23 protein-coding genes are annotated in these 25582 nt (G+C 64.6%); 14 read left to right on the top strand and 9 right to left on the bottom strand.

Going from position 1 to position 25582, the window contains the following annotated elements:
• Positions 1-44: 44 nt before the first annotated feature.
• A complete protein-coding gene (locus F3J17_RS20345) occupies positions 45-1394 on the bottom strand; it encodes a nitrate/sulfonate/bicarbonate ABC transporter ATP-binding protein (RefSeq protein ID WP_167062658.1) in 1350 nt (449 codons plus the stop codon).
• 95 nt (positions 1395-1489) lie between these two features.
• Positions 1490-3265, bottom strand: coding sequence for an ABC transporter permease subunit (locus F3J17_RS20340; protein WP_167062655.1), 1776 nt, complete (start codon positions 3263-3265; stop codon positions 1490-1492).
• 27 nt (positions 3266-3292) lie between these two features.
• On the opposite strand from F3J17_RS20340, the gene F3J17_RS20335 reads away from it, so the two are divergent.
• From F3J17_RS20335 to F3J17_RS20325, 3 genes are all read left to right on the top strand, one after another.
• Entirely contained in the window at positions 3293-3733 is a 441-nt protein-coding gene (locus F3J17_RS20335) for a hypothetical protein (protein ID WP_167062652.1), read from the top strand.
• 180 nt (positions 3734-3913) lie between these two features.
• The gene (locus F3J17_RS20330) at positions 3914-5593 is read left to right on the top strand and encodes a sensor domain-containing diguanylate cyclase (protein ID WP_167062649.1); all 1680 of its coding nucleotides are present in this window, start codon (positions 3914-3916) and stop codon (positions 5591-5593) included.
• A gap of 198 nt (positions 5594-5791) precedes the next feature.
• Positions 5792-6058 carry a hypothetical protein gene (locus tag F3J17_RS20325; RefSeq protein ID WP_027816578.1) on the top strand — a complete coding sequence of 89 codons (267 nt, stop codon included), beginning with the start codon at positions 5792-5794 and terminating at the stop codon, positions 6056-6058.
• A gap of 82 nt (positions 6059-6140) precedes the next feature.
• On the opposite strand, the gene F3J17_RS20320 is transcribed toward F3J17_RS20325, so the two are convergent.
• Together F3J17_RS20320 and F3J17_RS20315 are read right to left on the bottom strand one after the other, a co-directional pair.
• Complete coding sequence (locus tag F3J17_RS20320; protein WP_167062647.1) at positions 6141-7454, bottom strand: ATP-binding protein; 1314 nt, start codon at positions 7452-7454, stop codon at positions 6141-6143.
• Positions 7438-8169, bottom strand: coding sequence for a response regulator (locus F3J17_RS20315; RefSeq protein ID WP_027816580.1), 732 nt, complete (start codon positions 8167-8169; stop codon positions 7438-7440). The genes F3J17_RS20320 and F3J17_RS20315 overlap by 17 nt, the downstream gene beginning before the upstream one ends.
• A 236-nt stretch (positions 8170-8405) precedes the next feature.
• Between F3J17_RS20315 and F3J17_RS20310 the strand changes: the two genes are divergently transcribed.
• On the top strand, positions 8406-8966 hold the full coding sequence (locus tag F3J17_RS20310; RefSeq protein ID WP_167062644.1) for a periplasmic heavy metal sensor: 561 nt from the start codon (positions 8406-8408) through the stop codon (positions 8964-8966).
• A 133-nt stretch (positions 8967-9099) separates the two neighbouring features.
• Here F3J17_RS20310 and F3J17_RS20305 read toward each other — a convergent pair whose 3' ends face one another.
• The gene (locus tag F3J17_RS20305; protein WP_167062641.1) at positions 9100-9798 is read right to left on the bottom strand and encodes a pirin family protein; all 699 of its coding nucleotides are present in this window, start codon (positions 9796-9798) and stop codon (positions 9100-9102) included.
• Positions 9799-10246: 448 nt separating this feature from the next.
• Between F3J17_RS20305 and F3J17_RS20300 the strand changes: the two genes are divergently transcribed.
• The 5 genes from F3J17_RS20300 to F3J17_RS20280 all read left to right on the top strand — a co-directional run bounded on the left by F3J17_RS20300 (position 10247) and on the right by F3J17_RS20280 (position 15313).
• A complete protein-coding gene (locus F3J17_RS20300; protein ID WP_167062638.1) occupies positions 10247-11023 on the top strand; it encodes an ABC transporter substrate-binding protein in 777 nt (258 codons plus the stop codon).
• 287 nt (positions 11024-11310) lie between these two features.
• Positions 11311-12000, top strand: coding sequence for a histidine ABC transporter permease HisQ (gene hisQ, locus F3J17_RS20295; protein ID WP_167062635.1), 690 nt, complete (start codon positions 11311-11313; stop codon positions 11998-12000).
• 41 nt (positions 12001-12041) lie between these two features.
• Positions 12042-12755, top strand: a complete 714-nt coding sequence (locus F3J17_RS20290; RefSeq protein WP_167062869.1) for an ABC transporter permease — start codon at positions 12042-12044, stop codon at positions 12753-12755.
• A gap of 16 nt (positions 12756-12771) precedes the next feature.
• Positions 12772-13554, top strand: a complete 783-nt coding sequence (locus F3J17_RS20285; RefSeq protein ID WP_167062632.1) for an ABC transporter ATP-binding protein — start codon at positions 12772-12774, stop codon at positions 13552-13554.
• Positions 13555-14161: 607 nt separating this feature from the next.
• The gene (locus F3J17_RS20280) at positions 14162-15313 is read left to right on the top strand and encodes a porin (RefSeq protein ID WP_167062629.1); all 1152 of its coding nucleotides are present in this window, start codon (positions 14162-14164) and stop codon (positions 15311-15313) included.
• Between the two features lie 209 nt (positions 15314-15522).
• Here the strand turns inward: F3J17_RS20280 and F3J17_RS20275 are convergent, their stop codons facing one another.
• Complete coding sequence (locus F3J17_RS20275) at positions 15523-15861, bottom strand: P-II family nitrogen regulator (RefSeq protein ID WP_027816588.1); 339 nt, start codon at positions 15859-15861, stop codon at positions 15523-15525.
• Positions 15862-15949: 88 nt separating this feature from the next.
• Positions 15950-18031 (bottom strand): NAD(+) synthase, encoded by a 2082-nt coding sequence (locus F3J17_RS20270; RefSeq protein ID WP_167062626.1) that lies wholly within the window; start codon positions 18029-18031, stop codon positions 15950-15952.
• Positions 18032-18168: 137 nt separating this feature from the next.
• Here F3J17_RS20270 and F3J17_RS20265 point away from each other — a divergent pair, with 137 nt between their 5' ends.
• A complete protein-coding gene (locus F3J17_RS20265; RefSeq protein ID WP_167062623.1) occupies positions 18169-19341 on the top strand; it encodes a GNAT family N-acetyltransferase in 1173 nt (390 codons plus the stop codon).
• 2 nt (positions 19342-19343) lie between these two features.
• The gene (locus F3J17_RS20260; protein WP_167062620.1) at positions 19344-19670 is read left to right on the top strand and encodes a GIY-YIG nuclease family protein; all 327 of its coding nucleotides are present in this window, start codon (positions 19344-19346) and stop codon (positions 19668-19670) included.
• 76 nt (positions 19671-19746) lie between these two features.
• Here the strand turns inward: F3J17_RS20260 and ppa are convergent, their stop codons facing one another.
• Entirely contained in the window at positions 19747-20274 is a 528-nt protein-coding gene (gene ppa / locus F3J17_RS20255; protein WP_167062617.1) for an inorganic diphosphatase, read from the bottom strand.
• Between the two features lie 325 nt (positions 20275-20599).
• On the opposite strand from ppa, the gene F3J17_RS20250 reads away from it, so the two are divergent.
• The 3 genes from F3J17_RS20250 (at position 20600) to F3J17_RS20240 (ending at position 24303) form a co-directional block, all read left to right on the top strand.
• Positions 20600-22039 (top strand): aldehyde dehydrogenase family protein, encoded by a 1440-nt coding sequence (locus tag F3J17_RS20250; protein WP_167062614.1) that lies wholly within the window; start codon positions 20600-20602, stop codon positions 22037-22039.
• Between the two features lie 36 nt (positions 22040-22075).
• Positions 22076-22834, top strand: a complete 759-nt coding sequence (locus F3J17_RS20245; protein WP_167062611.1) for an SDR family oxidoreductase — start codon at positions 22076-22078, stop codon at positions 22832-22834.
• Positions 22835-22983: 149 nt separating this feature from the next.
• Positions 22984-24303, top strand: coding sequence for an MFS transporter (locus tag F3J17_RS20240; RefSeq protein WP_167062608.1), 1320 nt, complete (start codon positions 22984-22986; stop codon positions 24301-24303).
• Between the two features lie 79 nt (positions 24304-24382).
• Here the strand turns inward: F3J17_RS20240 and F3J17_RS20235 are convergent, their stop codons facing one another.
• Positions 24383-25582 (bottom strand): heme biosynthesis protein HemY, encoded by a 1200-nt coding sequence (locus F3J17_RS20235; protein ID WP_167062605.1) that lies wholly within the window; start codon positions 25580-25582, stop codon positions 24383-24385.

Below are 25582 nucleotides of genomic sequence, written 5' to 3'. Positions count from 1 at the left end.
CGCGGCGACCGTTTTTCATTTTCCGATCCGCAAAACCGGCGGGATCAGGATTCCACGTCTTCCAGACTGAAGACTTCCGACTGGTCGTTGTACGAGAAGATTTCGCCGTAACGGCCCCAGTCGATCACGGTGTCGAGCGTCTCTTCCGCCGCGCCATCCGAGAGGAAGTCTTCCAGCTCCTGTTCGAAGCGCACGCGCGGCGCGCGGTGGCCCGGACGCTCGTTGAGCACCTTCTTGATCCGCGCGGCCAGCGGCACGTGACGCAGCAGATGTTCCGCGAACATCATCTTGCGCTCCTGGGTGCCGAACTCCGCGAACACGCGCGCAGGCGGCGTGAGCAGCACATCGCCTTCGCGCACATCGGCGAAACCGAGATGCTGGAGCACTTCCGCGATCGGGAACAGATCGTCCACTTCCAGATGCAGCGAGCGCGCGATTTCCGGCATGTCGGCGCGGCCGTGATACGGCGCCGCCGCCAGCGTTTCGATCAGACCCGCCATCAGGTTGGTGGACACGCGCGGCAGCCAGCTGCCCAGCTCCAGCCCCTTCTTGGTCGATTCGTCGGTCTGGCGCGCGGTCATCTTCGCGTAGATGTCGTCCACCAGCTTGCGGAAGGCGGGGTCCAGACGATTACGCGGGTGCTTGAACGGCACCTTGATCTCGGCGACCACGCGGCCCGGATTGGACGACAGCACCAGAATGCGGTCGCACATGAACACCGCTTCCTCGATGTTGTGCGTGACGATCAGGATCGACTTGATCGGCAGACGGCCTTGCGTCCACAGATCGAGCAGGTCGGTACGCAGCGTTTCGGCGGTCAGCACGTCGAGCGCGGAGAACGGCTCGTCCATCAGCATCAGGTTCGGATCGACCACCAGCGCGCGCGCGAAGCCCACGCGCTGGCGCATGCCGCCCGAGAGCTCGCGCGGATAGGCGTTCTCAAACCCGTCCAGACCGATCAGATCGATCGCGGCCAGCGCCCGTTCGCGGCGCTCGCGCGCACCCACGCCCTGCGCTTCCAGACCCGCTTCCACGTTCTGCAGCACGGTCAGCCACGGGAACAGCGCGAAGGTCTGGAACACCATCGCCACGCCCTTGGCCGGGCCGTCGACCGGCTTGCCGCGCCACGTCACCTCACCCGAAGTAGGCGAGATCAGACCGGCGATGATGCGCAGCAGCGTCGATTTGCCGGAGCCGGAGCGTCCCAGCAGGCCGACGATCTCGCCTTCGCGCAGCGACAGATTGGCGTCGTCGAGGACGAGGAGTTCGCCCTGGTTCTTGTTGAAACCCCGGCACACGTTCTGCACGCGCAGGAGTTCTTCGCCGATACGCGGCGGATTCGGCGCCGTCTGAACGTCGCCGTGCGGGGTGCTGAGGGTCTTCGGGTTTTGCATCGCTTTGCCTTCCAGCGTTCGATTTTTCGATCAGTTTCGTGTCAGTTGTGCGTCACCAACGTGTCACCCGTGTGTCACCGGTTCATCAGCGGCGATCAATCCAGCCGCAGCTTCGACTCGGCATAGGTGTACAGCGGACGCCAGAGCACACGGTTGAACAGCGTGACGAACAACGACATCACGGCAATGCCGAGGATGATCTTCGGATAGTCGCCGGCGGCGGTCGTCTGCGCGATATACGCGCCCAGGCCGTGCGCGGAGACCTTGGTGTCGCCCCACTGCACGAACTCGGCGACGATACTCGCGTTCCACGCGCCGCCCGACGCCGTGATCGCACCCGTGATGTAGTACGGGAAGATGCCCGGCAGCATCGCCTGACGCCACCACTGCGCACCACGGATATGGAAATTCTTCGCGGCTTCCTTGTAATCGTTCGGGTAGGCGCTCGCACCCGCGATCACGTTGAACAGGATATACCACTGCGTCCCCAGCACGATCAGCGGTGACAGCCAGATGTCAGGATTGAGGTGAAAGCGCACGATCACAATCACGAACACCGGGAACAGCAGATTCGCGGGGAAGGCGGCGAGGAACTGTGCGAGCGGCTGGATTTTTTCGGCGAGCGCGGGACGCAGGCCGATCAGCACACCCAGCGGCACCCAGATCACCGAGGCAATCGCAATCAGCAACATCACGCGGAACAACGTGATCACGCCGAGCACCAGCACATGGCCGACTTCGTCGAGCGATACGCCGGTGCGCACATAGGCGACCACGCGCCACACCACATAGACCGTGAGCGCGATGACGAATACCGCCCAGATCGCATCGCCGAGCTTGCCGCGCAAACCGCCCGCGCCGGCTTTCGCGGGCGCGGCGCGCTGCACCACCGGGAACGAGGGCAGCGCGAACGGCAGACGGAACGGCACGCGCGCGGCCTTGGCGAAAAACCAGCCGAGCGGCACCATCAACTGATGGATCAGATGGGTGCGGCGGAACAGGTTCAGGAGCCACGATTCCGGCGCATCGCCCGAGCTGGTGTTCTCCATGCGGAACTTGTCGGCCCAGGCGACCAGCGGGCGGAACAGCAACTGGTCGTAGGCCAGGATCACGACCGTCATCGCCAGAATCACCCAGCCGATGGCGTGCATGTTTTTCTCGGTGATGGCCTGAGCGAGATACGCGCCGACGCCCGGCAGCGTGATCGTGTTGTTGCCCACCGTGATCGCTTCCGAAGCCACCACGAAGAACCAGCCGCCCGACATCGACATCATCATGTTCCAGATGAGGCCCGGCATCGAGAACGGCACTTCCAGCTTCCAGAAGCGTTGCCAGCCGGTCAGGTGGAAGCCCTTCGAGACTTCATCCAGATCGCGCGGCACCGTGCGCAGCGACTGGTAGAAGCTGAAGGTCATGTTCCAGGCCTGGCTGGTGAAGATGGCGAAAATCGCCGCCAGTTCAGCGCCCAGCACGCGCGACGGAAACAGCGCGAGGAAGAACGTCACCGTGAACGAGATGTAGCCCAGCACCGGCACCGACTGAAGGATGTCGAGGATCGGCACCAGCACCTGGCCCGCGCGGCGGCTTTTGGCCGCGAGCGTGCCGTACACCAGCGTGAAGACGAGCGAAGCGACCATCGCCGCCAGCATGCGCAGCGTCGTGCGCAGCGCGTACTCGGGCAGATTGGCCGGATCAAGCGAGATCGCCTGCGTTTTCAGGACGGCGATGGGCGCCATGGTTTCGTGAAAACCGACGGCCGCCATCGCGATCAGGCAGATGATGAGCGGAAACGCGACGAAGTCCCAGCGATTGGGCAGCACGCGCCACGCCGAAGCGTTGGCCGTGCGATTCAGGTTGAAGCTGAAGTCCATTCAGGCGCCCTCCCCGCATTGCGGTAGATGAACACAACACCCGGCGGCACTGCGCGCAAGGTGCAGCGGAGAAAGAACAAGGCGGAAAAAGCTGTTGGGAAAGGCAAGACGCATGGACTCGGTGTTTCGTTAGCGTGGATTTGCTTAAGCGCTGTAAGCGGCGCGGGTCGGCCTTGCTCAGGAACGGCACGACACTACACCAACATTCGTGACACATTCAACCTTGCGGCCGATATCGGCGATTCGCCGCAAAGTCCCACCAGACGGGGCTTTCGGGCTGCTTTCGAGGGCATTCCGTCGACCTTCCAGCGGCTGTCGGCGCGATTGCGCTCCGGCATCGCGGCGATGTTGCTTCTGGCCTGGTGCTTGCCTGTTGCTTTCCTGGTGCTTTCCTGTCGTCTTCTGGCTTTGCCATGCGCACTGCATGAATGCGGCGCGCTAAAGGTCGCAGGCGCAGGTTTTGTGTAGGTATACCGGACGTATGCGCACCTTTTGCGCCTTCTCCCCTGTCATTCGAGAGTTAAAATCGCGTCACGGCAAGGCTCGCCGACAGTCCTGACAGCCCGGCCATTCCGGGACCGAAGGACGCCGTGCCACGACGCCACGTTTTCCAGGCGCCCCCCCTCGCACTCACGAACCAGAAGGCCGATGAACAGGAGACTCTTGCGTCAGGCTGCCGGACCCATCGGGGTCGTGGTGGTCGCGCTCGTCTGCTGGCTGGGCGCCGGCTGGCTCGCCGACCGCATGGTGCGCCAGGAACTCGATAGCGCGCTCGCCTCGCAGCGCCAGATGACGCGTTCGGTGGTCGACAACATGGCCGAGGTGATCGCCAGCGATCTGTCGATGTCGCGCGCCATCCCCGCCACCATGGCCGAAACCCACATTGTTCAGCAGGCGCTGACGACGGCCGCGCATTATGCCGCCTCGCACGCCTCGACGGAACTGGCGCGGCGCGAAGAACTCCAGCACGTGAGCGACCTCACCGGCGTCAATCGCTTCCTGCACGACGCTCAAGGTTTCTCCGGACTCGACGCGATCTGGCTGGTGAACGCCAACGGCATCTGCATCGCGTCGAGCAACGCGATGGACAAAATCTCCTATGTGGGTGTGGACATGCGCCCGCGCGCCTATCTCACCGACACGCTGCTCGGCGCGTTTTCCGAAACCTATGGCGTGGGCACCTCCAGCGGCGAGCCCGGCATCTTCGTGGCCGCGCCCGCCTACGACAACGGCCTGCTGGTCGGCGCGGTGGTCGCGAAGGTCAGCATTGCGCGGCTGCGCCACTGGGTCACGCATCCCGGCACCTTCGTCTCCGACAGCAACGGCGTGATCGTGATGGCGCACGACAGCAGCCTCGAAGGCCTGGCGATGCCCGGTTCGCACGTCGAGGAAATGAACGCCGTCGATCGCGTGAACACCTACCTGCGCGAGCGTTTCAGCGAAATTTCCCTGCAGAGCGCGGCGCGCGCCGCCACTTCGCAGGCGCCGTGGATGTCCGAGGCCGATGCGCAGTCGCTCGTCGATCTGCCCGGCCATCACGCCCCCTCGCTTTACGAACAGCGCGGCGGCCTCAATTCGGGGCTGTCGGCGCATCTGGTCGATCCGCTGGTGGCATGGCCCGAACTGCTTGCCAACCATCGGCGCGACCGGCTGCTGATTTTTCTGACGCTCGCGGGGTCCGCAGCGCTCGCCGCCGTGATTTCGATTTCCTGGGTGCGCGAGCGGCGTCTGCATCGCGCGAGCCGCGATCTGACCGGCCAGTTGCAGGCCGCCAACGCACTGCTGGCCGCCGAGGCCCGTCACGACGCGCTCACGGGCGCGCTCTCGCGGCGCTACTTCCTCGACCTGCTGCGCCGTGAAATCGACGCCGCCTATGCGAGCGGCAAACCCTTGTGCATGGCGATCGCCGACCTCGATCACTTCAAGCAGATCAACGACCGCTTCGGCCACCCGGCGGGCGACCGCGCCCTGCAGCATTTCGTCGAGACCTGCCGCGCCGAACTACGCTCCGACGACGCGGTCGGGCGTCTTGGCGGCGAGGAGTTCGGCATCCTGCTGCCCGCCACCGCGCTGGCCACCGGCCACGACGTGATCGAACGGCTGCGGCGCGAGGTGAAAGCGAGTCATTGCGCGGGCCTGCCTGCGGAAGCCAACCTGAGCGTGAGCATCGGCATCACCGAACTCGCGTCGTCCCAGGATCAGCCCGAGCGCCTGATGAGCCGCGCCGATCTCGCGCTTTATATGGCCAAGGCGGGCGGGCGCGACCGTTGCGAAGCCATGACCGCCGATGGCGCGGTGCCGCCGCGCACCGCCGCCGAAACGTGGTGATCTCCGTAACAGACGGAAAACTGCGGGAAAGCCGCGCGCATGGTGCGCTGCAAGACTCGGCCGGGCCAATCGCCGCTAACGCGGTATCATCGGTTAAATCTGTTAAGCGAGGTGCGTCGTTTATCAGCGCCGCGCGGCGTCATGCGGCGCGCGCGTGTGAGCAATGCACCGTAGTCACAGCACATTGAGGAGGCATGCATGAAGGGAAATCTGGTCATCGTCTGTCGCGATCAGGATGCTCTCGCGTTCGACCAGTTGATGGTCGAATACGGAGCGTTTCAAACGCGCCTGTCATCGACCGCGTGGTACCTGAAGCTCGAGGCCGCGCCTGAGCTGGTGCAGGAAGAGATTCTTGCGCGCCTGGGCAAGTACACGACGCATTACATCTTCGAAGCGGGCAGCGTGACGTACAACACTGTCGACAACGAAGCCGCCGCCGCGCTCGACACGCTGTTTTCTGTTTGATCTGCGCTTGATTTGCGCCCGTACATGACGGGCGCGCCCACCGAAGCCAATCCCACTCTCTCCAGTCAGCGCCGCGAGGCGCTCACCAGATCTGCGCCGCCTCGGCGACCGTGCGCTCGACGACTTCGAACGGGAACGTCATCCGTACGGCCAGGCCGCCGCTTTCACCGTTGCCGATGGCGATCTCGCCACCCGCGCGCCGCACCAGACGCTCCACGATCGCCAGCCCCAGCCCGCTATGGCCGTTGCCGCCGCGCGCCGGATCGAGCCGCACGAAGGGCCGGCTGGCCTGCGTAAGGTCCTGATCGGCGATGCCCTTGCCGTGGTCGCGCACGCACAGCGTGAAGCCGTCCGAGCCGCGCGAGGTTTCGATCACCACCGGCGGTGCGCCATAGGCATGCGCGTTGTCGAGCAGATTCGACACCACGCGATCGAGCGTGGCCGCAGGCAGACGGAAATCCGGCCCGGCCTTGAAGCGCCGCTCGATCATGAGCGTCTCGCCGCCCACCGTGCGGTAGTTGCGCGCAATGCGCTCGCACTGGTCGTCCACTTCGAGCGGTTCGCTGCGATCCGCGCCGTCGTGCGCGAACACCAGAAACTGGTCGACGATATGCGCCATCGAATCGACATCGCGCACCACGCCGTCACGCATCTTCTGCTCGTCCATCATTTCAGCGCGCAGGCGCAGGCGCGCGAGCGGCGTCTTGAGGTCGTGCGCGACGCCCGCGAGCATCACGGCGCGGTCTTTATCGGTGCGCTCGACTTCCTTGACCATCTGGTTGAAGCCGCGCGTGAGCTGACGCAACTCGCGCGGCCCGCGCTCGGCGAGCGGCGGAACCGGCTGGCCGCGACCGAAGCGCGCAACCGCATGAGCGAGCGCGCGCAGCGGCTTTTGCACCATCCACGCCGCCACCAGCGCGGCCACCAGCGCCGCCGAGAAAATGATGATGAACCACGGCGCGCGGTCGATCGGCCGCATGATGCGCAGCGGCTGGCCGGGCACGACGATCCATTGCGCGTCCGTCGGCGCCTTCACCCACAGCGTGGGCGGACGGCCCGGCAGGCCCGCGCGCACTTCGGTGCCAGGCGGCATGCGCTCGCGCATATCGTCGATAAAGCGGCGCAGCGGCTCGGGATAATCGCTGCGCAGCGCGGGCACGTCGGGACTGTCCGCCGCGACCACGCGCACGCGCGACGGCAGCGGCTGGTCCGGCTCGCGCTCGACGTGCTGACGCACGGCGTCGACGAGGAACATCGCCTCTTCCACCGCATAGCGCGTTTGCATCTGGTCGCGCTCAAGACGCATGAGCGCAAACCAGGCGACGTGCGACAAAAGCAGAACGCCGATAAAGAGCAGCGCAAGCCGCCCGAACAGCGAATCAACCGGCCGGCGCATGGCTGCCCTGCTCACCATCCGGCACGAACACATAGCCGCGGCCGCGCACGGTCTGGATGAAGCGCGGCGTGGACGGATCGGATTCGAGAATGCGGCGCAGACGCCACACCTGCACGTCGATGCCGCGGTCGGTGCCGTCGTATTCCGGACCGTGCAGCAGTTCGAGCAGGCGCTCGCGCGTGAGCGTGCGCATGGGGTGATTGACGAAAATCTTCAGGAGCGCGAACTCACTGCCCGACAGCATGATGGGCTTGCCTTCCTGCTGGAGCGTGCGCGACTGGAAATCGAGCGTGAAGCGGCCGAACGAGAACGGCTCGCGCTGTTCGGGAGCAGCCGCCGACGGCACCGTGCGGCGGCGGCGCAGCACCGCCTGCACGCGCGCGAGCAGTTCGCGCGGATTGAACGGCTTGCCGAGGTAGTCATCAGCGCCGAGTTCGAGACCGACGATACGGTCCACGTCGTCCGCGCGCGCGGTCAGCATGATGACGGGAATGTCGTCGCCCGACGCGCGCAGCTTGCGCAACGCGGTGAGGCCGTCCACGCCCGGCATCATCAGATCGAGCACGATCAGATCGGGGCGCTCGCGCTCGAGGCGGCGCTCAAGCGAGCCCGCGTCGTGCAGCACCGACACTTCCATGCCTTGCCGAGCCAGATAGTCGCGCAACAGATCGCGCAGTTCGACGTCGTCATCGACGACCAGAATTTGAGTAGCCATGGGACGAAGTTTAACGCGCGTGTGAGGGCCGTTTGCTTACACGGACCGGGTTTGGGTTACGAGAAGTTACCGCGAAAGGGCGCCGTAATGTCGCGTAATGTCCGCGCCCCCAGCGGTAACACGGGGGGCGCAACCGCTCTATACGCTAGGGTCACCGGTTGCGAACGCCCGCACCTTTTTGCGAAGCGACGTGCCATACCGGACCAAACCTTCAAGGATTTGTCAGGAGCTTCACCATGTACAAGACCCCTTCGCGCCTTCTCGCGATCGCCGCTGCTTCTCTCGCACTGACTATCGGCGCTACCGCCGCTCACGCCCAGACGCCTCCGCCGCCCCCGGGCGGTCCCGGCATGATGCACGGCCATCACGGCGGCCCGGGCATGCACGGCGATTTCATGATGGCCGCCAAAAAGCTGCACGACAAGCTCAACCTGAACGCCACGCAGGAAAAGCAGTGGCAAGCCGCCGTCGACACCATGAAGCAGAACGGCGAAGCGATGCACAAGAACCACGAGCAGCTCAAGCAGCAGTTCGACGCCCAGAAGAACCAGCCGATCCTCGATCTGAACGCGATGCACAACACGCATCAGCAGATCGACCAGCAGGATGCGCAGCTGCGCGAGCAGACCGCGCAAGCCTGGCTCGCCTTCTACAACGGCCTGAACGATCAGCAGAAGACCACCGTGAGCTCGGCGCTCAAGGAGCACTTCGCGAAGATGGAACAGCGCCACGAGAAGATGCACGAGCGCTGGGAGCAGCACCACAAGGGCGGCGCTTCGGCCCCGGCTGCGCAGTAAGTTCCGCGCAGTATCCCCCGGATTTGACGTCCGGGCGGCGGGTTGAGCCCGCCGCAATGAAAAACGCCACGGGCCTTGCCTCCCGTGGCGTTTTTTTGTTCGGCGTGAGTCGCCGCGTGAGCCGCTTTAAGGCTTAGGCGACGTCGAACAGCAGCACTTCGGCCTTATCGCCATTTGCCAGCGTGACCGTTGCTTCGGCGTCGATCATCGCCGCATCGCCCGCGCCCAGGCGCTGGCCGTTCACGTCAACCGCGCCACGCGCGACGTGCACATAGGCGCGACGGCCTGCCGCCAGCGCATAGTCCGCGCGTTCGTCGCCGTCGATCAGCGCCGCGTGGATCGACGCGTCGGTCTGCACCGTCACCGATCCGTCGCGCCCGTCGGGCGAGGCGATCACGCGCAGACGGCCGCGCTTGTCGGCGTCGTCGAAGCGCTTTTCCTCGTAGCCCGGCGCGCCGCCGCGCTGGGACGGCAGCAGCCAGATCTGCAGCAGATGCGCTTCTTCGTCCTGCGAGGCGTTGAATTCGCTGTGCATCACGCCGGTGCCCGCGCTCATGCGCTGCACGTCGCCGGGACGGATGGTCGAGCCGTTGCCCATGCTGTCGCGGTGCGCCAAGGCGCCCGACAGCACATAGGTGACGATTTCCATGTCGCGGTGGCCGTGCGCGCCAAAGCCCTGGCCGCCGGCGATGCGGTCGTCGTTGAGCACGCGCAGCGCGCCGTAGTGGACGTGTTCTTCGTCGAAATAATCGGCAAACGAGAAGCTGTGGAACGAGTCGAGCCAGCCGTGGTTGGCGTGGCCGCGTTCGTCGGAGCGTCGGATGGCAAGCATGGGGTTCTCCGGGTCATGTTCGTGTCGATGACAGAAGATAGGGGCGAACGGCCGCAGGGACAATCCGCAGCGGCGCACCGGATCGTTTCGCCAGCAACATCAATCAAGGTCTTCAGAACGCCGATTAGCTTCATTTGGCGCCCCGCTCTGTCAGACCAAAGCCACAGCGGCGCGGGGAACGGTCCGCGCGGGCGTGCGCTTCGGGTAAAATACCGCCCTTTTCGGCCGGCGCCACCGTCCGCGCCTTCGCACGGCTCGACGTTCGGAGCCGCCAGCCGGCACGCACCGGTCGGGGACGCATCGCGCGTCCGACCCGCATTTTTGATCGCCTAAAATGGCGGCGCCCGGTCATGAGCCGGCCCGCCGGCGAGCGGCCCGCGCCGCGGCGTCGATCGAATGGCTCCTCGCGACACCCCGCAACGAGCCGCGCCCGTGTATCAGGAGAAAGATGAAGAAGTTCGCAGTGTGCGTCGCGCTCGCCCTCGTTGCAGGCAGCGTCGCGGCCAAGGATTGGAAAACCGTGCGTATCGGCGTCGATGCGAGTTATCCGCCGTTCGAGTCCAAGGCCGCCAACGGCCAGATCACCGGTTTCGACGTCGATCTCACCAAGGCGCTGTGCGCGCGCATGAACGTGAAGTGCGTCTGGGTCGAGAACGACCTCGACGGCATCATCCCGGCGCTCAAGGCCCGCAAGTTCGACGCGATCATTTCGTCGCTGACGATCACGCCGCAGCGCGCCCAGCAGATCGACTACTCCGACAAGATGTTCGACGCGCCCGCGCGCATGATCGCGCGCACCGGCTCGCCGCTGCTGCCGACGCCGGCTTCGCTCAAGGGCAAGAACGTGGGCGTCGAGCAGGGCTCGACCCAGGAAGCCTACGCTAAGGTCCACTGGGCGTCGAAGGGCGTGAACGTGGTGTCGTATGCGAACCAGGACCAGGTGTATCAGGATCTGATGTCGGGCCGTCTGGACGCCACGCTGCAGGATGAGGTGCAGGCGGACTACGGCTTTCTGAAGACGCCGCGCGGCAAGGGCTTTGCCTGGGCCGGGCCGGAAGTCGAGGATCTGGCAACCATCGGCGACGGCACCGCCATCGGCCTGCGCAAGGACGATGCTGACCTGAAGGCGAAGTTCAACGCGGCGCTCGCGTCGATGCACAAGGACGGCACCTTCGACAAGATCGCGAAGCAGTACTTCGACTTCGATATCTATAAAGGCAAGTAAGCAGGCTGGGCAGGCCACGCGCCCGGGGGCCTGCCCCGATAGACCGCGCAGGGCCTTCGTATACAGTGGCAACCGCGCAGTGGCACCGCACAGTAACACCGCGCAGTGCCCAGGCAGAACAACGGACCATCGCACCAACGGGAACGCGGCCACGAGGGGACAGTGACCCTCGCCGGCCGCACCTCGCCGGCCGCGAATGAACGGCAATTGAACCGCGGCAGCGACTGCCGCGTCTTTCGCGGGACACGCCTTACGCTAGTCGCGGGCGCCCCGTCAGGGACTCACCTATGTTTCTTCAAGGCTACGGCCCGCTGATCCTCGCCGGCACCTGGCAGACCGTCAAGCTGGCCGTCCTCTCGCTCGTGCTGTCCTTCGTGCTGGGCCTGCTGGGCGCGGCGGCGAAGCTGTCGAAAAACCGCTTCGTCCACGGCGCGGGCACGGCCTACACCACGATCATTCGCGGCGTGCCCGACCTCGTGCTGATGCTGCTGCTGTTCTACAGCATCCAGATCTGGCTGAACATGGTCACCGACCACTTCGGCATGGATCAGATCGACATCGATCCGTTCCTCGCGGGCGTGATCGTGCTGGGCTTCATCTACGGCGCGTACTTCACCGAGACCTTCCGCGGCGCGTTTCTGTCCGTGCCGCGCGGGCAGCTGGAAGCGGGCCACGCCTACGGCATGACCAACTGGCAGGTGTTCACGCGCGTGATGTTCCCGCAGATGATGCGCTTCGCCCTGCCCGGCATCGGCAATAACTGGCAGGTGCTGGTGAAGTCCACGGCGCTCGTCTCCATCATCGGTCTCGCCGATGTTGTGAAGGCCAGCCAGGACGCCGGCAAGGGTACGCTGCGGTTCTTCTTCTTCACGTTGCTCGCAGGCGCGATCTATCTCGTCATCACGACCGTCTCGAACTTCGTGCTCATGTATCTCGACAAGCGCTACTCCACCGGCGTGCGCAAAGCGGATCTCTGAAGCGACTCAGGCACAGGACAAGGCCAACGACAATGCAAGACCTGATCCAGCTGATCCAGCAATACTGGCGCAACTACCTTTACACCGACGGCTATCACTTCACCGGCGTCGCCATCACGGCGTGGCTGCTGGTGGTGTCGATCGGTCTCGGCTTCTGCCTTTCGGTGCCGCTCGCCGTGGCGCGCGTCTCGAAGAAGAAGTGGCTGTCGGGCCTCGTGTGGCTCTACACCTACATTTTCCGTGGCACGCCGCTCTACGTGCAGCTGCTGCTGTGCTACACGGGCCTCTACAGCCTCGACATCATCCGCAATCACGAGCTGACAAGCGCGTTCTTCCGCAGCGGCATGAACTGCACGCTGCTCGCCTTCACGCTCAATACCTGCGCGTACACCACCGAAATCTTCGCGGGCGCCATCAAGGCCACGCCTTATGGAGAGATCGAAGCGGCGCGCGCGTACGGGATGTCGCCGTTCACGCTGTATCGGCGCGTGATCCTGCCGTCGGCGCTGCGCCGCGCGCTGCCCTACTACAGCAACGAAGTCATCCTGATGCTGCACGCCACCACCGTGGCGTTCACGGCCACCGTGCCGGACATCCTGAAGATCGCACGCGACGTCAATTCGGCCACGTATCAGTCGTTTGGCGCTTTCGGCATCGCCGCCGTGCTGTACCTGATCATTTCTTTCACGCTCGTGTGGCTGTTCCGCCAGGCCGAGCGCCGCTGGCTCGCATACCTGCGACCGCAAGGCAAGTGAGCCATCGAGGTCATAGATGAATTCCCAGAAGCAAAAACTTTTCGTCGACTCCATCCACAAGCAGTACGGCGACAACGAAGTCCTCAAGGGCGTCTCGCTCAAGGCGAACGCGGGCGACGTGATCAGCGTGATCGGCTCGTCGGGTTCGGGCAAGAGCACGATGCTGCGCTGCATTAACTTCCTTGAGCAGCCGAATTCCGGACGCATCGTCGTCGACGGCGAAGAAGTCGCCACGAAGACCGACCGCCGCACCGGCGCGCTGGTAGCCGCCGATGTGAAGCAGCTGCAACGCGTGCGCACCAAGCTGGCGATGGTGTTCCAGCACTTCAACCTGTGGTCGCATATGACGGTGCTGGAGAACGTGATCGAAGCGCCGGTCCATGTGCTCGGTCTCTCGCGCAAGGAAGCCGAAGACCGCGCGCGCGTCTATCTGGAGAAAGTGGGTCTCGCGCCGCGCGTGGAGAAGCAGTATCCGTCGCATCTGTCGGGCGGCCAGCAGCAGCGTGTGGCGATTGCCCGCGCGCTCACCATGAACCCCGACGTGATGCTGTTCGACGAGCCGACTTCCGCGCTCGACCCCGAACTCGTGGGCGAAGTGCTCAAGGTCATGCAGAAGCTCGCCGAGGAAGGCCGCACCATGATCGTCGTCACGCACGAAATGGGTTTCGCGCGCAACGTGTCGAACCACGTCATGTTCCTGCATCAGGGCCGTGTGGAAGAGGAAGGCGTGCCCGCCGAGGTGTTCGCCAACCCGAGCAGCGAGCGTCTGCGCCAGTTCCTGTCGGGCAGTCTCAAGTGATCCGCATCTGATCCGGCTACGCCATGTAGTCGACTACATCCGCCAACTTGCGATGTAGTAAAAGTAGTATTTCAAGGCGCTTTCAGCGCCTTTTCTTTTTTCCTTCAAGCGCGCTTCCGAAGACCTGTTTTTCGGGTAAAAAACGCACTTTTCGCATTACTCCTGACTGTTTCTTACGTCAATAGAGGCAATCCTGAAGCGGCCTCGGGGAAATCCGTGTGTGCCTTGTCCTACAAGGATTTAGGCATACTTTTCAGATTGCACTGACCACCATCCAGGAAGTGCATATGGCAATTTGACGACACCCCGCGAGCCACACGCGATTTCGTTCGCCAGCGCCGACCTTTTTTGCTAAATTAGTAACCAAAGTAGCAAAACAAAGTTCATTAAAAGTAGTTTCACTTCAAATAAGAACGGGAGATGCCAGTCAACCAGGGGATCTGCATGACGACTCGAACAGGTTGTCCTGCTCGCATCGTTCCGTAACACGCCGATCCCTCGGGTCACACTCCCTTTACGCGACTATTTCTGTCCGCAGCACCCCGAAGGCGCGCGGACGTCTTTCGCAGTACTAAGGTTGACTCTTTGACAGGGTATGGAGGAGAAGATGAAGAAAGCATTGCTCGCCGCGGCACTGATGTCCGCTGGCGTCCTCGCGCATGCGCAAAGCAGCGTGACGCTCTACGGCCGCCTCGATGCGGGTTTCGCTTACATGAGCGGCGTCGGCACGGGTGGCGGCACGGGCGCTGCAACCAGCGGCAAGAGCCAGGTTCAGCTCGAAAGCGGCTACTGGGGCACCAGCCTCTGGGGTATGAAGGGCGTTGAAGACCTCGGCGGCGGCAACAAGGCACTGTTCCAGCTGGAAGGCAGCTTCAGCACCGCAAACGGTCAAGGCCCGGGCAACGGTGGTCTCTTCAATCGTTGGGCAACGGTTGGTATGTCGAACGACCAGTTCGGTACCCTGCTGCTGGGCCGCGAACTGTTCATCTCCAACGGCATTTGGGACTTCGACCCGTTCGGTCAGTCGAACTGGTCGTCGGCGTCGCTGGTGCGTGGCCGCAACTGGCCGCAATCGAGCAACAACATTTCGTACCAGTCGCCGAAGTTCGCTGGCTTCGACGTGTACGGCCAGTACTCGTTCTCGAACTCGACGAGCTGGAACGGCAACGGCACGACGGCGCAAGGTCGTGAAGACGGTCTGCAACTGACGTACACGAACTCGCTGTTCCAGATCCGCGGCCTGTACGACGAAATCCGCAACCCGAATACCGGCACGCTCGGCGGCGCTTACGATCCGACCGGCGTGAACTCGGCCAACACGGGACAAGGCGTGTTCGCCTACTCGCGTGACTACATGGCGATGGTCAACGTGTTCCTCGGCCCGTTCAAGCTGCAAGGCGGCTACGAAGCCGTCCGCTCGTCGGGCATGTCGGGTCTGGCAATCGGCCAGCCGAGCACGCTCGATCACGAATGGGGCGGTGTGACGTGGCAGCTGACGCCGGCAGCCGCGCTGATCGCAGCGGTCTACCACGTGAACGCCAACAACGGTGGCGGCAACGCCACGCTGTACACGGTCGGCGGCTCGTACAACCTGTCCAAGCGCACGCTGCTCGACATCCAGGCAGCTACGGTGCAGAACAGCAAGACGGCCAACTTCGGTCTGAACGCCAACAACTACGGTACGTCGGCTGCCACGGGCAACCCGCTCATCGGCCACAGCCAGAGCGGCGTGTACGCAGGCATCCAGCACTCGTTCTAAGTGTGTGAGCGCGGGCCTTCCAGCCCGCGCCTCCACCTGAACCGGGTGTAGACAGAACAGCTACATCGACGTTTTCACGCTGCTGCGAGAGGCGCGTATCGGTGCGGTGTCCGAAAGGGTACTGCACCGTTTTTTATTGTGGGACGGGCCGCGAGGTTGACTTGCGGCGCCGTCCCTTTTGTTTTTTATGGTGTGAAGCGCAACGCGCCTTAAACCGCGGCTTCGTTTTCTTCGCCGGTACGGATGCGGATCACGCGTTCGACGTCGGTGACGAAAATCTTGCCGTCGCCGATCTTGCCCGTGCGCGCCGCGCCGATGATCGCGTCGATCACCTGATCGCTCTGGTCGTTGGCGACCACCACTTCGATCTTCACCTTCGGCAGGAAGTCCACCACGTATTCGGCGCCACGGTACAGCTCCGTGTGGCCCTTCTGGCGGCCAAAGCCCTTGACTTCGGTGACGGTCAGGCCGGTGAGGCCCACTTCGGCGAGCGCCTCGCGCACTTCGTCGAGCTTGAACGGTTTGATGACGGCGGTAATGCGTTTCATGGCGTGCCCCTTGGGAGGTTGTGATTTCGGTTAAGCGGTAACGCTAAAACGGCGTTGATCCTGCAATTCTACGCTGCGCGCGCGCAGCTCAAGCCTTGGGCTCGTGCGTGGGCACCCGATCGAGATCGGCGAGCCACACCGCGCTTTCCGAATCGCTCGGCGCGCGCCAGTCGCCGCGCGGCGACAGCGAGCCGCCCGAACCCACCTTCGGCGCATTCGGAATACAGGTGCGCTTGAACTGGCTGGTGCGGAAAAAGCGGTCGAGGAAGATGCGCAGATTGCGCTTGATCGCCACGAGGTCGTACGCATTGCGCGCGACCTTGGCGTTGTCGGGCCACGCGCCCGACGCGACGCTGCCCCACGCGTGACGCGCAAGGAACGCGACCTTGGTGGGCGCAAAGCCGAAGCGCAGCGTGTAGTAAAGGTTGAAGTCCTGCAATTCGTACGGGCCGATGGTGCTTTCAGTCTTCTGCTCGGGCGCGCCATCGGTCTTGCCGGGGATCAGTTCCGGGCTGATGTCGGTGGCGAGAATCGCTTCGAGCACGTCCGCGCCGCTTTCGCCGTTCTGGCCGATCTGCCCGGTTTCCGCGACCCAGCGCACCAGATGCGTGATGAGCGTCTTCGGCACGCTGGCGTTGACGTTGTAATGCGACATGTGATCGCCCACGCCGTACGTACACCAACCCAGCGCCAGCTCCGACAGATCGCCGGTGCCAATCACAATCGCGTGATTGAAGTTGGCGAGACGGAACAGGTGATTGGTGCGCTCGCCCGCCTGCACGTTTTCGAAGGTGATGTCGTAGGCCTCCTTACCTTCCGAATACGGATGGCCGAGGTCTTCGAGCATCTGCATGCAGCTCTGGCGAATGTCGATCTCGCGCGCCGTGCAGCCCACGAGGTTCATCAGTTCGCGCGCCTGGCGCAGCGTGCGCTCGCTAGTCGCGAAGCCGGGCATGGTGTACGCGAGGATATTGGCGCGCGGCAGGCCCAGACGGTCCATCGCCTTGGCGCAGACCAGCAGCGCGTGGGTCGAATCCAGCCCGCCCGACACGCCGATCACTACCTTCTTGATGCCCGCCTGCTGCAAACGCTGCACCAGCGCCTGCACCTGAATGTTGTAGACCTCGTTGCAGCGCTCGTCGCGGCGCTTCGGGTCGGCCGGCACGTACGGGAAGCGTTCGACGCGGCGTTCGAGCGCCAGCGTCTCGCGCGTCCACGCGCCCTCGGCACCGAGTTCGCATTGAATCACGCGGAATTTGGCCACTTCGTCGGCGTAACGGCGGATCGAATCGCCGAAGGTGGTCTGACGGATACGCTCCTGCTGCAGCCGTTCGAGATCGACATCGGCGAAGATCAGATGCGAGTCGGCGAGAAAGCGCTCGGATTGCGCGAGCGTTTCGCCGTTTTCGCAGACCAGCGCCTGGCCGTCCCATGCCATGTCGGTGGTCGATTCACCCTGACCCGCCGAGGTATAGAGATAAGCCGCCAGGCAGCGCGCCGATTGCTGCGACACCAGCTGCTGCCGATACCCCGCCTTGCCCACCACCACGTTCGACGCCGACAGATTCACCAGCACCGAAGCACCGGCCAGCGCCGCGAACGACGACGGCGGAATCGGCACCCAGACGTCTTCGCAGATCTCGACATGAAAGCGCAGCCCCGGAATCTGCGCCGCTTCGAACAGCAGCGACGCGCCGAACGGCGCCTCCATGCCCGCGATGCGCACGCTATCCACGCTTGCGCTATCGGCGGCGCTGAACTGGCGCGGCTCGTAAAACTCGCCGTAATTCGGCAGGAAACTCTTCGGCACGATGCCCGCGACGCGCCCGCCCGACACCACCGCCGCGCAATTGAAGAGCGCATGCCCCACGCGCACCGGCAGGCCGACGATCATCGCCAGCGGCAATTCCGCCGAAGCCTCGACGATCTGCGCGAGCGCCTGTTCGCAGGCATCGAGCAACGCCTGCTGATGGAAAAGATCGTCGCAGCTATACGCCGACAAACCGAGTTCCGGGAACGCGACCAGCGCCGCGCCTTTGGCGGCGGCTTCGCGCGCGAGCGCGAGCGTCTGGGCGACGTTGAAGGCCGGATCGGCCACGCGGCAGCGCGGTACGCCCACGGCCACGCGCGCGAAACCGTGCGAATAGAGATTGAAGAAGCGCTCTTTCATTTCGATAACCGATAAGCGAAAAGCCGGAGGGCGTGGAGGCAGGATGGCGATCGCGGTATCACCCCGCGGTCTCACCCGTTCGGGTCGTTTGCTTTACCATGGCCGTTTGCACAGCGCAGCAAACACGGGCACGCCAGTTGGACAAGGAACATTTCGATTATCGCACGGGCATTATCGGCTCACCGTCCGAGCTCGACGCCGCCGAATGGAACGCGCTGCTCGCGCGCCAGGCGCAGCCGACGCCGTTTCTGCGCCACGAATTCCTCGCGGCGCTCGACGCCACGCGCTGCGCCACGCCCGACGCGGGCTGGGCGCCGCAGTTCGTCACCCTCACGGATGCGCGCACGGGCAAGCTCGCGGCGGCCGCGCCGGTCTATCTCAAGGGCCACTCGTACGGCGAATACGTGTTCGACTGGGCCTGGGCCGATGCCTACAAGCGCAACGGCCTGGAGTACTACCCGAAGCTGCTGTGCGCGGTGCCGTTCACGCCGGTCCAGGGCACACGCCTGATGGCGACCGACGACACCGCGCATCGCCACCTCGCCGCCACGCTGCTGGCATTCGCCGAGCAGACCGACGTGTCGTCCCTGCATGTGCTGTTTCCGACCGCTGAAGACGCGTCCGCGCTCACCGATCTGGGCATGATGCAGCGCGAGGGCGTGCAGTTTCACTGGCTCAACAACGGCTATCGCGACTTCGAAGACTTCCTTTCCACGCTCGAACAGAAGAAGCGCAAGAACATCCGCGCCGAACGCCGCAAGGTGCGCGACGCGGGCGTCACGCTCAAGCGCATTCGCGGCGAGGACATCCGCGACGAGGACTGGCGCTTTTTCAGCCGCTGCTACCGCCAGACCTACCGCGAGCATTTTTCGTCGCCGTATCTGAATCTGGACTTTTTCCGCATGATCGGCGCGAGCATGCCGGAGAACCTGCTGCTCGTGATCGCCGAATACGAAGGCAAGCCCATCGCCAGCTCGCTGGTGGTCTATCAGCGTGACGCCGATGGCACCGGCGGCACGCTCTACGGCCGCTACTGGGGCGCGCTCGAACACGTGCCCTGCCTGCACTTCGAGACCGCGTACTACCAGCCGCTGGAATTCTGCATCGAGGAAAAGCTCGCCGTGTTCGAAGGCGGCGCGCAAGGCGAGCACAAGATGGCGCGCGGCTTCATGCCCACAGTGACGCGCTCGGCGCACTGGCTCGCGCATCCGGCCTTCTCGGATGCGGTCGCGCGCTTTCTGGACAGCGAGACCAACCAGATCCACGCGTATGTGCACGAGTTGAACGAGCACAATCCCTTCCGAAGCTGACCATGTCGTGGTTTCTCTATCTGCTCGAATGCGCCGATGGCAGCGTCTACACGGGCATCGCCATCGACGTGGAAGCGCGCTTCGCCCAGCACGCCAACGGCACGGGGGCGCGCTACACACGTGCGCGCAAGCCGGTGCAGGTGCTCGCGCAATTCGAGTTCGCCAACCGCTCCAGCGCGTCGAGCGCCGAATACTGGGTCAAGCGTCTGAAGCCGACCGAAAAACGTGCGCTCGCGGCGGGCGAGCGCTCGATCGATTCGGTACTGCCCCCGCCGCCTGAACCCGCCGAATCGGCAGAACCCGTCGAGAGCGCCGAACCCGAAGCATAAAAAAACCGCACGGTCTTGCGACTCGTGCGGTTTTTTTTGCGGTTTTTCCAGCGAAATTCGCGGAAAGCCGGAACGCTTACTTCTGCGCGTTGGCAAAACCTTCCGTGATTTCCTTGTGAGCGGCTTCGATGCCTGCCCAGCCGTCGACCTTGACCCACTTGCCCTTTTCGAGCGCCTTGTATTGCTCGAAGAAGTGCTTGATCTGGTCCTTCAGGTACTCGGGCACGTCGTCCAGCGACTTGATGTTGGCCGTCATCGGGCAAACCTTGTCGTGCGGCACGGCGATCAGCTTGGCGTCGACGCCCGACTCATCGGTCATCTGCAGCATGCCGAGGGCGCGCGAACGCACCACCGAGCCGGCCAGCAGCGGGAACGGCGTGATCACGAGCACGTCGACGGGGTCGCCGTCGCCCGACAGCGTTTGCGGAATGAAACCGTAGTTGACCGGGTAGCGCATGCCGGTGCCGACGAAACGGTCGACGACGAGCACGCCCATTTCCTTGTCGGCTTCGTACTTGACCGGGTCGCTTTGCGCCGGAATCTCGATGATGACGTTGAAGTCTTGCGGCAGATCCTTGCCGGCGGGCACGTTTGCGAAGCTCATGAGCGCTCTCTGTTGAAAAGGGAAAAAAGCGACGGTTGCACGGTACGGCGGCGCGCGCGAGGCAGACCCCGCGCGGCGCGCCGGCGCGAAACCGGACGTTCGAGGTTGTCGGCCATTATAGCCAATCTGGCAAGCCGTCCAGGACGAACCCTGGTGCGGGCCGCAAGCGTTCCATCGCGCGGATGTAGCGGCTGCTGAATTCCCGCGCGCCGCCGCCGCGAATGGCGCGATAATGAAGCGGCTGTCTGCCGTAACGTCTGTCTTACCGTCTGCCTTACTTTCTGTCCCGTCCGGCGTTTCACTCCCTATCCAGCGAGGCGCATGCATGGAATCAGCAAAGCATTTCATTGGCGGCGAATGGTGTCCGCCCGCCAGCGGCGAGACCATCGCCGCCCTCGATCCCTCCACGGGTCTCCCCTTCGCCGAGCTCGCGCGCGGCAATGCCGCCGATATCGACGCCGCCGTCCAGGCCGCGCGCCGCGCCTTCGAGGGCGCATGGGGTGCTCTGTCCCCCGCCGAACGCGGCCGTCTGCTGTTCGCGCTTGCTGGGCTCGTCACGCGCGACAAGGAAACGCTCGCGCAACTCGAAGCGCAGGACACCGGCAAGCCGCTCAAACAGGCCCGCGCCGATGCCGCCGCGCTGGCGCGCTACTTCGAGTTCTACGCGGGCGCCGCCGACAAGCTGCACGGCGAAACGCTGCCCTATCAGCCCGGCTACACGGTGCTCACGATCCGCGAGCCGCACGGCGTCACGGGCCACATCGTGCCGTGGAACTATCCGATGCAGATTTTCGGCCGCAGCGTCGGCGCCGCGCTCGCAGCAGGCAACGCCTGCGTGGTCAAACCCGCCGAAGACGCCTGCGTCTCGCTCTTGCACGTGGCGGCGCTCGCCCGCGAAGCGGGCCTGCCGCCGGGCGCGCTCAACATCGTGACGGGACTCGGCCATGAGGCGGGCGCGGCGCTCGCGGCGCATTCGGGTATCGACCACATCTCCTTCACCGGCTCGCCGCTCACCGGCAAGCGGGTCGCGCAGATGGCCGCCGAAAACCACGTCCCGGTCACGCTGGAACTGGGCGGCAAGTCGCCGCAAATCGTGTTCGCCGATGCCGACTTCGACGCCGCCCTGCCCGTGCTGGTCGCCGCAATCGTGCAGAACGCCGGACAGACCTGCTCGGCGGGCAGCCGCGTGCTGATCGAGCGCAGCGCGTATGAACCCCTGCTCGACCGGCTCGCGGCGGCGTTCGACGCGCTGCGCGTCGGCCCTGCGAGCGCCGATCTCGACTGCGGCCCGCTCATCAGCGAGAAACAGCGGCGGCGCGTGCGCGATTTCCTCGACGAGGCGCAGCGCGAACGCATTGCCGTAGCCGCGCGCGGCCAGCTCGACGCCCGCGCGTCCGATAGCGGCTTTTACGAAGTCCCGGCGCTTTTGCGCGATGTGCCGCCGCACAGCCGTCTGGCGCAGGAAGAAGTGTTCGGGCCGGTGCTCGCCGCCATGCCCTTCGACGACGAAGCGCAAGCGCTCACGCTCGCCAACGGCACGCCGTATGGCCTCGTCGCGGGGATCTGGACGCGCGACGGCGCGCGCCAGATGCGCCTCGCGCGGCGCGTGCGCGCGGGGCAGGTGTTCGTCAACAACTATGGCGCGGGCGGCGGCGTGGAACTACCTTTTGGCGGCACGCGCCAGTCGGGCCACGGCCGCGAAAAGGGCTTCGAAGCGCTCTATGGCTTCACCGTGCTCAAAACCATCGCGATCCGCCACGGCTAAGACCCGTTCCATCGCGAGCAAAAAAACGGAGACACCATGCGACTCAAAGGCAAGACGGCCGTGGTCACGGGCGCGGGCTCGGGCTTCGGCGAAGGCATCGCCAGAACCTTCGCGCGCGAGGGCGCGAACGTCGTCATCAACGATCTCAACCTGGAGGCCGCGCAGCGCGTGGCGAGCGATATTGCGCTCGCGGGCGGCAAGGCCATCGCCGTGCAGGGCGACATCACGCGCGAGGCCGACTGGGACACGCTGCGCGCAGCCGCCGTCGACGAATTCGGCGGCGTGGATATCGTCGTCAACAACGCGGGCACGACGCATCGCAACAAACCGGTGATGGACGTGAGCGAAGCCGAATTCGACCGCGTCTACGCCGTCAACGTGAAGGGCCTTTACTGGAGCGTGCGCGCGTTCGTGCCGCATTTTCGCGAGCGCGGCGGCGGCGCGTTCGTCAATATCGCGTCGACCGCGGGCATCCGGCCACGGCCCGGACTCGTCTGGTACAACGGCAGCAAGGGCGCGATGATCGTCGCCAGCAAGGCGCTGGCCGCCGAGCTTGGCCCCGATCGCATCCGCGTGAACTGCGTGAATCCCGTGATCGGCGATACGGGTTTGACCGCCGAATTCATGGGCGTGCCCGATACGCCCGAGAACCGTCAGCGCTTTATCGCCACGATCCCGCTTGGGCGCTTTTCCACGCCGCAGGACGTGGCGAACGCCTGCCTCTATCTGGCTTCCGACGAAGCCGCGTTCATCACCGGAACCTGTGTCGAAGTGGACGGCGGGCGTTGCGTTTAGCCTCCACCTAAGTCATTGACGCATTGGTGTTTTCCCGCGCCGCCCGGCCTTGGCGGCGCGTATAGAATGGTCGTGCTTTGTCCACGAATAGCCGCCATAACGAGGTGGCAATACCAGCAGGCCGAGACAGCGGCCCGCACGGAGACACCATGGCCAGTCCAGCGAATCACCTGCCGCATGCGGGCGCGGGCGCGCCCCTGCCCGCCTTCGAGGAAGCCACCTACCGCAAGGTCGCGTGGCGGCTGATCCCGCTTCTGATGCTCTGCTATGTGGTCGCCTATCTGGACCGCGTCAACGTCGGCTTCGCCAAGCTGCAGATGAGCACGGCGCTGGGTCTTTCCGATGCGGTCTATGGCTTCGGCGCGGGCATTTTCTTTATCGGCTACTTTTTGTTCGAAGTACCAAGCAATGTGATCCTGCATCGCGTGGGCGCGCGCGTGTGGATCGCGCGCATCATGGTCACGTGGGGCCTCGTATCGATTTTCACGATGTTCGTCACCACGCCGACGATGTTCTACGTGATGCGCTTTCTGCTGGGCCTGTGTGAAGCGGGCTTTTTCCCCGGCATCATTCTCTACCTGACTTACTGGTATCCGGCGCACCGTCGCGGGCGCATGACGACATGGTTCATGACGGCCATTGCGCTGTCGGGCGTGATCGGCGGGCCGGTCTCGGGCTGGATTCTCAAGTCATTCAATGGCGCAAACGGCTGGCAAGGCTGGCAGTGGCTCTTTTTGCTCGAAGGGCTGCCGTCGGTCATCGTCGGCGTGCTGGTGTTTTTCGTGCTGGACGACCGCATCGGCAAGGCCAAATGGCTCACGGCCGAGGAGCGCGCGCTGCTCGAACGCAATATCGCCGCCGAGGACGCCACCAAGGAAGATCCGCCCTTGCGCACGGTGCTCACGAGCCCGCGCGTGCTGCTGATGAGCCTCACCTACTTCTCGTTCGTGATGGGGCTGTACGGCGTGAGCTTCTGGCTGCCGACCATCATCAAGGCGACGGGCGTGAAGGATGCGCTGGCGATCGGCCTGCTTTCGGCGATTCCGTTTGCGGCGGCGGTGGTCGGCATGGTGCTGGTCGCGCGCAGCGCCGACCGTCTGCGCGAGCGCCGCTGGCATATCGCGATTCCGGCGGCGGTGGGCGCGCTTGGCCTCGTGCTGTCGGTCACGTGGGCGCACGACACCGTGCTGGCGATGGCAGCGCTCACGCTCGCCACCTTCGGCATCCTCACGACCTTGCCGCTGTTCTGGAGCCTGCCGACCGCCTGGCTCGCGGGCACGGGCGCGGCGGCGGGCATCGCGTTGATCAATTCGATCGGCAATCTCGCGGGCTTTTTGAGCCCATATGCGGTCGGCTGGCTCAAGCAGGCGACGTCGGCCAATGACTCGGGCATGTATATGCTCGCGGCGTGCATGATTCTGGGTGGGCTGCTGGCGCTTTCCGCGCCTGCGAAGCTGGTGAATCGCTGATCGCGCGGCGTCTGGCCTGTAAAGAAAAAGGCCGCTTGTCAGCGGCCTTTTTTATCGCGATATCAACGCAGTCGACGCGTCAAACCACGTTCATCGCCAGTGCGCTTTCGCGATAGTGCGTCGCGGCCTTGCCGGCATCGCCAAGTTCCTCGTGCAGACGCGCGAGCGCGCGATGCGAGCGGATCTTGAGCGGCTCGTTGTGGACCGCGTTGGCCGACTTGAGCGCCGCTTCGAGGAAGGACTGCGCCTTGCCCCACAACTGCTGCTTCAGGCACAGACGACCCAGCGCGAACAGCAGGTCGCCGTCTTCAGGACGTTCCTTGCGCCAGGCTTCGGCTTTCTGGATCAGCGGCAGCGCATCGGCGCCCGCGGTATCCGGATAGCGGCGCAGCAGACGCGCATCCCAGTTCTGCGCCAGCGCTTCCTCGACGATCTTGCGCGCGTCGTTCTGGCGTTCCAGCGCGATCAGCAGTTCAGCCGCGCAATCGGCCAGACGCGGCGAATGGCGCTCGACCGGCGTGAGCGCGTGCCACAGTTCGAGCAAGGCATCGGCGTTGTGACGACGATCGCGCAGCAGGTTTTCCGCCGCCAGCTGACGCAGACGCACCGCCACGGCCGGATGCAGCGCCTCGCGCTTTTCCAGCGTCTTGACGAGCTTGAGCACTTCGCCCCAGTTCTTGAGCTGCTGCTGCGCACGCAGCGCGATCTGCTGCGCGTGGATGCGGCGGCCGCCCTGGGTGCGCATTTCGGTGAGCGCGGCGAGCGCGCCATCCGCGTCGCGGCCATCGGCGCGCATGTCGGCGGTGGCCATCAGGCGCGCTTCCTGAAGCTCGGGGTCTTCGACCTGCGTGAGCCATTCGTCGCGACGCGCGTACTCGTGCAGACGATGCGCGGCGTTCGCGGCGATCAGACCGGCCGCACCCTTGTTTTTCTCGTCGACGAGCGAGTCCCGCGCGGCTTTTTCAGCACGCGAGAAACGGCCCGCGTAGAGATTGCTCACCGCATCGCGCAGCGCCGAATTCGCCTTTTCCTTGCGTGCGCGCGCACGATACGCGGCCACGCGGCGCGGCATCGTCACGACATTGCGCACGAAACGCAGGATCGCGTAGAGCAGCAAAAACGCCACGACGATGCCGACCACGAACAGGTTCAGCGAGACATCGACGCGATACGGCGGATAGACGAGCAGCACCTGCCCCGCGTCAAAGCGCCCCACCGTGGCGAGCGCGACGGCCACCGCGAAGAGGAGCGCGAGCCAGAGAAGTCCACGGATCGCCAT

The organism is Burkholderia sp. Ax-1719 (genome assembly GCF_011753055.1).
In the GTDB taxonomy this organism is placed as follows: Bacteria; Pseudomonadota; Gammaproteobacteria; order Burkholderiales; family Burkholderiaceae; genus Paraburkholderia.
Note: the sequence above shows the minus strand (reverse complement) of the source record. Positions and strands in the feature narration are given on the sequence as shown.

Bases quoted from the DNA above. Each gene is read 5' to 3' on its own strand.
- F3J17_RS20345 (WP_167062658.1), bottom strand. From the start codon at position 1,394: ATGCAAAACCCGAAGACCCTCAGCACCCCGCACGGCGACGTTCAGACG.
- F3J17_RS20340 (WP_167062655.1), bottom strand. From the start codon at position 3,265: ATGGACTTCAGCTTCAACCTGAATCGCACGGCCAACGCTTCGGCGTGG.
- F3J17_RS20335 (WP_167062652.1), top strand. From the start codon at position 3,293: ATGAACACAACACCCGGCGGCACTGCGCGCAAGGTGCAGCGGAGAAAG.
- F3J17_RS20330 (WP_167062649.1), top strand. From the start codon at position 3,914: ATGAACAGGAGACTCTTGCGTCAGGCTGCCGGACCCATCGGGGTCGTG.
- F3J17_RS20325 (WP_027816578.1), top strand. From the start codon at position 5,792: ATGAAGGGAAATCTGGTCATCGTCTGTCGCGATCAGGATGCTCTCGCG.
- F3J17_RS20320 (WP_167062647.1), bottom strand. From the start codon at position 7,454: ATGCGCCGGCCGGTTGATTCGCTGTTCGGGCGGCTTGCGCTGCTCTTT.
- F3J17_RS20315 (WP_027816580.1), bottom strand. From the start codon at position 8,169: ATGGCTACTCAAATTCTGGTCGTCGATGACGACGTCGAACTGCGCGAT.
- F3J17_RS20310 (WP_167062644.1), top strand. From the start codon at position 8,406: ATGTACAAGACCCCTTCGCGCCTTCTCGCGATCGCCGCTGCTTCTCTC.
- F3J17_RS20305 (WP_167062641.1), bottom strand. From the start codon at position 9,798: ATGCTTGCCATCCGACGCTCCGACGAACGCGGCCACGCCAACCACGGC.
- F3J17_RS20300 (WP_167062638.1), top strand. From the start codon at position 10,247: ATGAAGAAGTTCGCAGTGTGCGTCGCGCTCGCCCTCGTTGCAGGCAGC.
- hisQ (WP_167062635.1), top strand. From the start codon at position 11,311: ATGTTTCTTCAAGGCTACGGCCCGCTGATCCTCGCCGGCACCTGGCAG.
- F3J17_RS20285 (WP_167062632.1), top strand. From the start codon at position 12,772: ATGAATTCCCAGAAGCAAAAACTTTTCGTCGACTCCATCCACAAGCAG.
- F3J17_RS20280 (WP_167062629.1), top strand. From the start codon at position 14,162: ATGAAGAAAGCATTGCTCGCCGCGGCACTGATGTCCGCTGGCGTCCTC.
- F3J17_RS20275 (WP_027816588.1), bottom strand. From the start codon at position 15,861: ATGAAACGCATTACCGCCGTCATCAAACCGTTCAAGCTCGACGAAGTG.
- F3J17_RS20270 (WP_167062626.1), bottom strand. From the start codon at position 18,031: ATGAAAGAGCGCTTCTTCAATCTCTATTCGCACGGTTTCGCGCGCGTG.
- F3J17_RS20260 (WP_167062620.1), top strand. From the start codon at position 19,344: ATGTCGTGGTTTCTCTATCTGCTCGAATGCGCCGATGGCAGCGTCTAC.
- ppa (WP_167062617.1), bottom strand. From the start codon at position 20,274: ATGAGCTTCGCAAACGTGCCCGCCGGCAAGGATCTGCCGCAAGACTTC.
- F3J17_RS20250 (WP_167062614.1), top strand. From the start codon at position 20,600: ATGGAATCAGCAAAGCATTTCATTGGCGGCGAATGGTGTCCGCCCGCC.
- F3J17_RS20245 (WP_167062611.1), top strand. From the start codon at position 22,076: ATGCGACTCAAAGGCAAGACGGCCGTGGTCACGGGCGCGGGCTCGGGC.
- F3J17_RS20240 (WP_167062608.1), top strand. From the start codon at position 22,984: ATGGCCAGTCCAGCGAATCACCTGCCGCATGCGGGCGCGGGCGCGCCC.
- F3J17_RS20235 (WP_167062605.1), bottom strand. From the start codon at position 25,582: ATGGCGATCCGTGGACTTCTCTGGCTCGCGCTCCTCTTCGCGGTGGCC.